This window comes from Methylophaga sp. UBA2513, assembly GCF_002341285.1.
In the GTDB taxonomy this organism is placed as follows: Bacteria; Pseudomonadota; Gammaproteobacteria; order Nitrosococcales; family Methylophagaceae; genus Methylophaga; species Methylophaga marina.
The window spans coordinates 273560-281057 of record NZ_DDNT01000010.1; the positions used below are offsets into that span (position 1 = coordinate 273560).

The window sequence follows — 7498 nt, forward strand, 5'->3', positions numbered from 1 at the left end:
ACTCAACTCAACTCAACTCAACTAAACTCAACTCAACATCAGCCATCAAATCGATAGCTATTATTCGGGGAAATACACCATTTTTCCATCAGGCAAGCGATAGGTTATACCTGCTTTGACACACTCGGCATCCCCATCTCTCCAGCGTCTCTGCTATGCATTTGGCATAATCTCCAGGCTCGGAGATGCTGTATGTTTCGAGAACTGGCGACAATAGGTTCAAGCCGTGATGCATCGGCTCAAAAATCAATTAATGATATATTATATCTTCAATAAAGCAATGTTACATTGCCCAGAACGTTCTTGTTCTCATGACAGTACTCGCTGTCAGGTTTTTGAATAGTTTGTCACTTCAGTATGCTGATCTATATTTATTGACTTAGAGAAACAGGCAAGCCAACTGATGATCAGTTATTGCGATCGGCTTCAATTGATTTTTTCAGGTACGGAGCTCTCAAGTTTGCATCCATCCAAAGCAGCTATACAACAACATCGATAGCCCTGATTGAAGTTGACTATGATCAATGTCTTTATTCTTCAGCTTAAGTGATATGATATATCAAAATAATCATCGATGATTATCACCACTCTATTCCAATATCATTGATTTAAAAGATTCAACTATGAAAAAAGTACATCGTAAAGGGTCTCTCTCTGCCCCAGCTTATATTGCTTTGTTTGTCATTTTAGTGGCAATGATCATTCTGACAGTCTTGCGCCTTGACTCGGACATGACCAATACATCAAACATCACCATTTCAAAGCCTGTCGTTCTTCCCGCTCTTAGCTCTACATCAGATACAAATGACACCAGTGTAGAACTCACTGAGCCGAATAAGGCAATGGCAACAGACGACCCGGCACAGTTGATACTTGTCAGTACACCTGAACCTCAAACACATACCGTCGATTACAAAGTCAAATCCGGCGATAGCCTTGAAAGCATTTTCAAACACTTTAGCCTTCCCATCCAGACACTCTTCGGCATTCTTGAAGCTGATGAGCCCTATCTGGAGATGGATGTATTACACCCAGGTCAGCAACTAGGTTTTACATTCAACAACGATGACACTCTGATGGCATTATCCGTAGTCAGTAGCACCAAGAAGACTATCGTTTATCAAAAAGAGGATGACAATCACTTCAGCCACAATGAGACCATTGCTCCCACAACATGGGAAACCGTGGTGCTTAAAGGGGAAATAAGCAATAGTTTCTACCTGGCTGCAGCCAATGCAGGGATCAGTGATCCCACTATCATGATGCTGACCAAACTCATTCGAAATAAAATTAACTTCCGCCGCGATCTTCGTAAAAACGATCAGTTTCAAGTCATCATTAAACGTGAAATGCTAGACGATACGCCGGTGGGTAATAACTATGTTGCCGCTATTCGATTAGCTGGGCAGAAAATCGACTTCAATGCCTACCTGCATACCGATGGTCAGTATTACGATAAAGATGGACACAATCTGACACCCGCTTTACTGCGTTACCCTACCCGAAACACATTCCGCATCAGCTCCCCTTTCAATCCAAAACGTCATCACCCGATCACAGGCAAAATATCACCACATAACGGCGTAGACTTTGCCATGCCAATCGGTACTCCCATTATCTCAACTGGTGATGGCCAAGTAGAACGCGTCGCCAATCATCGTTATGCCGGTAAATATCTTGTCATTAAAGAATTTGGCCCGTATTCAACTCGCTATCTACACTTAAGCAAAATTTTGGTACATAGAGGACAAAAAATCTCTCGTGGTCAAACCATTGCCTATTCAGGTAATACAGGTCGATCTACTGGCCCGCATTTACATTACGAGCTACGCATCAATGACAAGCCTGTTAACCCTATTACGGCAAAAATCCCTACATTGAAGTCCGTATCACAAACTGAGTTAGCCGCATTTCATGAGCATGTCAAAACCCTTGATGGGATGATGTCAGATGAAACGACCATCGCCACCGCTAATCTGGACTGGCTAAATAACTGGTTAATTAACACGGCCTCGGCATCTACGCGTTCAATGATGTAATGCAACATTCAATCTCGTTTGCTTGGCATAAGCCAACGAAAAAGGCATGACTGATATATATGAATAAACACCACTTTTTTCAGGGCTCAATTTTGGGCGCACAGGCTTATCAGAGACTGATTGTCGTTCTACTTATTAATATCGCGTTGTGGTCAGCAATATTCTGGGCGGTATCACTCCCATGAGCAGTCCCGTCATCTCACTGAACAATGTCAGTGTTGCTTATGAAAATCAGCCTGTTATTCAGCAGATATCTGGCAAATTTGCTCCTGGCAGTCTGACAGCTATTACTGGGCCTAATGGTGCTGGCAAATCCACGTTATTAAAAACGATTATGGGCGAACTTAGCCCTTCTCAAGGCTCACTTGAACGACACAATATCCCGGTTCGAAGCATCGGTTACTTAGCACAGGCGGCGGATATTGACCGTCAATTTCCAATCACGGTCTATGAAACCGTCTTGCTCGGCTTATGGAAACAAGTCGGTCCTTTTGGAGGTATATCGTCAGATTTAGCCCATAAAGCCAAGGAGGCTTTAGTCACTGTCGGCTTGAAAGACTTTGAACGACAACCAATCAGTATGCTGTCTGCCGGACAATTTCAACGCGTCCTTTTTGCCCGGCTGCTACTGCAAAATGCTGACGTGATTGTGTTAGATGAACCCTTTACTGCCATTGATGCGCAGACAACCAAAGTTCTGATTGCCCTTGTTATGCGTTGGCATACAGAAGGTCGCACTGTCATTGCAGTATTGCACGACTTAAAACAAATCCGAGACTACTTTCCGAATGTCTTACTGCTGGCAAGAAAGCTTATTGGTTGGGGTACAACCAAAGAAGTGCTCACCACGGCCAATGTATTAAAGGCAGTGCAGCAGTCTGAATCCTGGTTTGGTCAGCTTGAGCCGACACTGTTTAATCAGGTTGAAACACCATGACCAGTTACCAATTACTGATTGAACCTTTTGCAGATTACGGATTTATGCGACGGGCGCTTATTGCCTCTGTATCACTGGGTTTGAGTGCCGGCCCCGTCGGCGTGTTGTTATTGCTACGTCGAATGAGCCTAATCGGGGATGCCATGAGTCATGCCGTATTACCTGGCGCAGCGATAGGCTTTTTGGTTGCTGGAGGCTTATCACTGATTGCCATGGGCATTGGCGGTTTGGTTGCCGGTATCAGCGTGGCATTACTATCAGGCTTTGTCAGTCGCACCACGATATTAAAAGAAGATGCCAGCTTTGCTACGTTTTATCTGACCTCACTGGCACTGGGTGTATTAATCGTCTCAATGCGTGGGTCAAATATTGATCTCTTACACGTACTCTTTGGCACCATACTGGCGATTGATGCCCAATCATTGTATCTGGTGGGTGGCGTAACTAGCTTGAGTCTTATTGTGTTAGCCATTATCTATCGACCACTGGTGGTTGATTGCTTTGATCCCGGCTTCTTAAAAGCCGTAGGTGGTTATGGCCCTGTTTATCATTTCTTATTTTTATTTCTGGTTGTGTTGAACTTGGTCGCCGGCTTTCAGACATTAGGCACGCTTATGGCTGTAGGAATCATGATGTTACCCGCTGCTATCGCTCAACTGTGGACCAGAACACTGCCAATGATGCTGGTCATTGCTGCATCGAGTGGTGCCTTTTCTGGCTTTATCGGTCTGCTAATTTCTTACCACTTAGGTTCGGCGTCCGGACCAACTATTATTTTGACCAGCAGTTTTATCTATCTTGTCACTCTGTGCGTTGCCCCACAAGGGGTGTTAAAGCAGTGGTTCTATCGCTACAAACTCTAGTATCAAAACAAAAGGTTCACTATGTATAAACCGTTATTCACCTATCTGATTCTTATCGGCCTAACTTTTGTCATCAAATCCGCTTCCGCTAACACTATCAATGCTGTCACCAGCTTTGGCATTTTGGCTGATGTCGTCAAAAACGTAGGTGGCAAGCATGTAAAAGTGACCAGTATTGTGCCACCTAATGGTGACCCACACAGCTACGAGCCCTCCCCAGGTGATGTAAAGTTAATCAAATCCGCAGACGTCATCTTTTTAAGTGGCATGGGTTTAGAGAACTGGTTTCAACGTTTAGCGAAAGCCGCCGGCACCAGCACAGCTCCGATTGCTGTTTCAAAAGGTATTGAGACCTATTCTGTAACAGCCGGCTATGGCCAGTTCAGAACGGATCCACACGTATGGAATGATGTCGATAATGTTCAGGTTTGGGTTAATAATATTGAAGCGGCCTTGATTGAAGTCAGACCAGATCTGACAAATGAAATACAACAGGCTGCTCAAGCGTACAGGGAAAAACTGACGGCACTGGATGCCAATATCCACGCAAAGCTGACAAGCCTGCCCACTGACAAACGTGACATTTTAACCAGCCATGACGCATTTAGTTATTACACAAAAGCCTATGGCGTCAGGTTTTTGTCTCCCCAGGGCGTATCCACAGAAACCGAAGCCTCAGCTGCTACCATCGCTAAACTCATCGATCAGATTAAACAGCTTGGCGTAACACGTTATTTTCTTGAAAACTCTAATAACACCCGTTTGATCAAGCAGATTGCTAACGCCACCGGGGCAAAACCAGGCGGCAGACTCTATCCCGAGTCGTTATCTGAAGAAAATGGCCCGGCTGCAACCTATATAAAACTAATGCAATACAACACACAACAAATCGTCACGGCCCTTTCCGAATAACGCCGAGATACCCAGGCTATTTATCTTCAGATAGTCTGGGTAGTGGCTCCTTAAACCGTTACACATGGTTTATATGCATAACTATTCTCAGAGAAAATCAGTCGGGACAAGGGCAAAACTGGCTCCGCTTAGTTGAGTTTCGACATCAATTCACGAACCTCTTCAGCACGTAATGGCCGCACCAGACGATCCACTTCTTGACCATTGTCTAGCAGTATCAATGTCGGCCAGAGTTTGACCCTAAACCCACGGCCCAGTCGCTTGCCCTTGCCATCATAGATTTTGATATGACGCAGCTCCGTATGTTCATTGATCACTTCGTTGATCGCTGCACGTGCTGCCTGACAATGACCACACCAGGGCGCACCAAACTCAAGTAATACCTTACCCGGCAATTCGCTGGTTTGATCAAAGGTCAATGTTTCCTGTAGATATCCTGAGTCGGCATCAGCTTGATCGATGTTCATATAATTAACTCTATGGGTAAATGACAATCTCTTTACTCAAACGCCGAAAGACTCTTCTCTCAGCCACAAAAAAAAAGGTTCATTTGCCATATCATCTTGCCATAAGTTTCTTTCAGGCAATAAAAAAGCCGTAATGAACTTAATCATTACGGCTTTAATCGGTTTAACAGTCTGGGTATTAAGCGACTGTTTTTTGAGCTCTACGACGTAAGCCCATGAAACCTAATAATGCAGGCGCAAACAAGAATGCTGCAGCAGGAATAGGCACTGCAGATACATTTAATGACATACCACCGATGTTGTCACCGTAGTTACTATCATTGATGAAGAACTGAACTGTGGCATCAGATAACAGTGTAAATGTTGCACCAAGTGCGTTCAGCAGCGCTAAATCTGCTGTCTCATATCTACCAGTATCGCTAGTGATGATATGAGTAGTGCCAGACGGTGTAGTGAATGAGTAGTTGTTGACCCAGCCTTTTGAACAACCAGTGCCATCAGCACTACAACCTTGCACTTTACCCCAAGCATTCCACGCTGTGTATGTGTCATCTTTAAATGGGCTTATTGAATAAGTACCTGCTTTCAGGTTGAGTTCAACAGCATTCGAAGAAGTGTTTGTTTTTGCATCAAGATGGACAGTTGCTGCGTTAGCAGTCAACGGCGCCATAATTAACAACCCGAGTGCGATTAATAAGTTTTTGCTAAATAACTTCATTACATAAGCCTTTGTTATTCTGCAACCCAGCCATCTTTATTCACTACTTATAAAGACCTGAAGCTTTCCGTGCTTGGCTCACACCAAGGTTGGCTTTATTAAGAAATTAATTTACTACAGCTACAGGGTAAATCGCTTTTATAGCTCAATCAATTGTACATTGGTACTAGAAGGCCTATATAAAAGTGGGTTTTGGCGATTTCTAGCATTAAGACTTCCCCACTCACATCAATCTGAACAGGCAAAGCTGGTTAGGAATACAACTATGTATCAAGTAGATAAATCAAACTCAGCGCGAAAATAACGTAACAAGCTAAAGTGAAAAATGACCAAACCAGAGAGCGAGTAGCCCTGACTTTTCCCCACCATAAGCTAGGTTCTCAATAAAGATCGCTTCTTGCATGCACTTGGCAATAAAGTGCATCGCCACCACAGCAAACAGAAACTGAATCAACGCTGGCACCCAACTCAAAACAGTCGCGCTTATCACTATTACTATTCATTATTCTCACGTGGATGTAGCTCAGACTCTATCCACTGCGCGACTTCTTGTTTGTCTTTTCGTTTTACCATCTGCCTAGTATTGATGTCTTTTGGATAAACGCAAGTGCCTGTATTGTGCTTCAACACAAATGCGCGTTTCGCCCCAACAGGGTGTTTACTTGGCGCATGAATTACTGCGGATCTTAACTCGAGACATTCAACGTCTTCCAGTGAAGCGTTTAAACCTATTTCATTTTGAGTCTTTTCAATAATGTCTCGAAATGTTCCTAAAATCAGATAACTACCATTTAGCAACGGCCCTTGACGCAAGGTTTGCTGCACATTTTGCTCCGTAACATTAATGCGCTCAAACTCGGTCACAGCAAGCTTATGCTCCTCCCCGGACGTCATTTTTATCACGGCTTGTACACACACCACATGAACAGGCCGCTCCCCCATATTCACCAACATACACAGCGCATCGGGGTTCTCATTTTGAGCATGGTGAAAAAGAAGATAGGGCCGATTATTACGGCGATATTGACTAAGAATTAACTGTAAATAGACAAGCCAGATAATGGCCATAACAGCAGAGCTGACGGGGCCAACATACTCCATAGGTTCTCCTCCTCCGTGGGAAATTAATGTTTAGAGGGGTACTGACTAAGAACTCAGTGATGAGTTTCATTTAGTAAATTGATGAAGTGTGTGAGTGAGAAATCTATAGAAAGAAATCAAGTTTGCTGACACCTTGAACATGCATAGCCGTTGCCGTGAGCATGAACTCTCCGTCCAAAGCTCCCCATATCTTCTCCCCTTTCCAGCCTCGCCAGTTGTCTGCCATATCCCGAAACAGAAGACTTGGCGGGCCGACAAAATAGGTTGTTGTATTGACTTCACCTATAAATGGAGCGCCAGTAACAGAGGCAACAAAGTTTGAGCCCTCCTCGTTGCCACCAACGATCCTCAAGGAGAGGGTTGTGGCGTCATCACATGACTTGATTTCTATCGTTTCCATAGACCATTAACGCCAACAGCACGCGCGGCTGCGAAATGGAGGCGAAGCCGCAATGTAGTAG

The 7498-nt window shown here is 44.2% G+C and carries 9 protein-coding genes and 1 riboswitch; of the genes, 4 read left to right on the forward strand and 5 right to left on the reverse strand.

Going from position 1 to position 7498, the window contains the following annotated elements:
- Positions 1 to 623 precede the first annotated feature (623 nt).
- The 4 genes from B3V56_RS07220 (at position 624) to B3V56_RS07235 (ending at position 4751) form a co-directional block, all read left to right on the forward strand.
- Positions 624 to 2039, forward strand: coding sequence for a peptidoglycan DD-metalloendopeptidase family protein (locus B3V56_RS07220; RefSeq protein WP_289284117.1), 1416 nt, complete (start codon positions 624 to 626; stop codon positions 2037 to 2039).
- 181 nt (positions 2040 to 2220) lie between these two features.
- A complete protein-coding gene (locus tag B3V56_RS07225) occupies positions 2221 to 2976 on the forward strand; it encodes a metal ABC transporter ATP-binding protein (protein ID WP_289284118.1) in 756 nt (251 codons plus the stop codon).
- Positions 2973 to 3839, forward strand: a complete 867-nt coding sequence (locus tag B3V56_RS07230; RefSeq protein WP_289284119.1) for a metal ABC transporter permease — start codon at positions 2973 to 2975, stop codon at positions 3837 to 3839. The genes B3V56_RS07225 and B3V56_RS07230 overlap by 4 nt, the downstream gene beginning before the upstream one ends.
- A gap of 21 nt (positions 3840 to 3860) precedes the next feature.
- On the forward strand, positions 3861 to 4751 hold the full coding sequence (locus B3V56_RS07235) for a metal ABC transporter solute-binding protein, Zn/Mn family (protein ID WP_289282573.1): 891 nt from the start codon (positions 3861 to 3863) through the stop codon (positions 4749 to 4751).
- A gap of 128 nt (positions 4752 to 4879) precedes the next feature.
- Here the strand turns inward: B3V56_RS07235 and B3V56_RS07240 are convergent, their stop codons facing one another.
- The 5 genes from B3V56_RS07240 to B3V56_RS07260 all read right to left on the reverse strand — a co-directional run bounded on the left by B3V56_RS07240 (position 4880) and on the right by B3V56_RS07260 (position 7437).
- Positions 4880 to 5218 carry a thioredoxin family protein gene (locus B3V56_RS07240; RefSeq protein WP_289282574.1) on the reverse strand — a complete coding sequence of 113 codons (339 nt, stop codon included), beginning with the start codon at positions 5216 to 5218 and terminating at the stop codon, positions 4880 to 4882.
- Between the two features lie 178 nt (positions 5219 to 5396).
- A complete protein-coding gene (locus tag B3V56_RS07245) occupies positions 5397 to 5936 on the reverse strand; it encodes a hypothetical protein (RefSeq protein ID WP_286305119.1) in 540 nt (179 codons plus the stop codon).
- Positions 5937 to 5953: 17 nt separating this feature from the next.
- Positions 5954 to 6040, reverse strand: a riboswitch (cyclic di-GMP riboswitch).
- Positions 6041 to 6249: 209 nt separating this feature from the next.
- Positions 6250 to 6426, reverse strand: coding sequence for a hypothetical protein (locus tag B3V56_RS07250; RefSeq protein WP_289282575.1), 177 nt, complete (start codon positions 6424 to 6426; stop codon positions 6250 to 6252).
- 5 nt (positions 6427 to 6431) lie between these two features.
- Positions 6432 to 7037 carry a hypothetical protein gene (locus tag B3V56_RS07255; protein ID WP_289282576.1) on the reverse strand — a complete coding sequence of 202 codons (606 nt, stop codon included), beginning with the start codon at positions 7035 to 7037 and terminating at the stop codon, positions 6432 to 6434.
- 103 nt (positions 7038 to 7140) lie between these two features.
- Positions 7141 to 7437: a DUF6228 family protein gene (locus B3V56_RS07260; protein ID WP_286305122.1), complete on the reverse strand. Its 297-nt coding sequence runs from the start codon at positions 7435 to 7437 to the stop codon at positions 7141 to 7143.
- Positions 7438 to 7498 lie beyond the last annotated feature (61 nt).

Excerpts from the sequence above, each read along its gene's own strand:
- B3V56_RS07220 (WP_289284117.1), top strand. The coding sequence starts at position 624 with ATGAAAAAAGTACATCGTAAAGGGTCTCTCTCTGCCCCAGCTTATATT.
- B3V56_RS07225 (WP_289284118.1), top strand. The coding sequence starts at position 2,221 with ATGAGCAGTCCCGTCATCTCACTGAACAATGTCAGTGTTGCTTATGAA.
- B3V56_RS07230 (WP_289284119.1), top strand. The coding sequence starts at position 2,973 with ATGACCAGTTACCAATTACTGATTGAACCTTTTGCAGATTACGGATTT.
- B3V56_RS07235 (WP_289282573.1), top strand. The coding sequence starts at position 3,861 with ATGTATAAACCGTTATTCACCTATCTGATTCTTATCGGCCTAACTTTT.
- B3V56_RS07240 (WP_289282574.1), bottom strand. The coding sequence starts at position 5,218 with ATGAACATCGATCAAGCTGATGCCGACTCAGGATATCTACAGGAAACA.
- B3V56_RS07245 (WP_286305119.1), bottom strand. The coding sequence starts at position 5,936 with ATGAAGTTATTTAGCAAAAACTTATTAATCGCACTCGGGTTGTTAATT.
- B3V56_RS07255 (WP_289282576.1), bottom strand. The coding sequence starts at position 7,037 with ATGGAGTATGTTGGCCCCGTCAGCTCTGCTGTTATGGCCATTATCTGG.
- B3V56_RS07260 (WP_286305122.1), bottom strand. The coding sequence starts at position 7,437 with ATGGAAACGATAGAAATCAAGTCATGTGATGACGCCACAACCCTCTCC.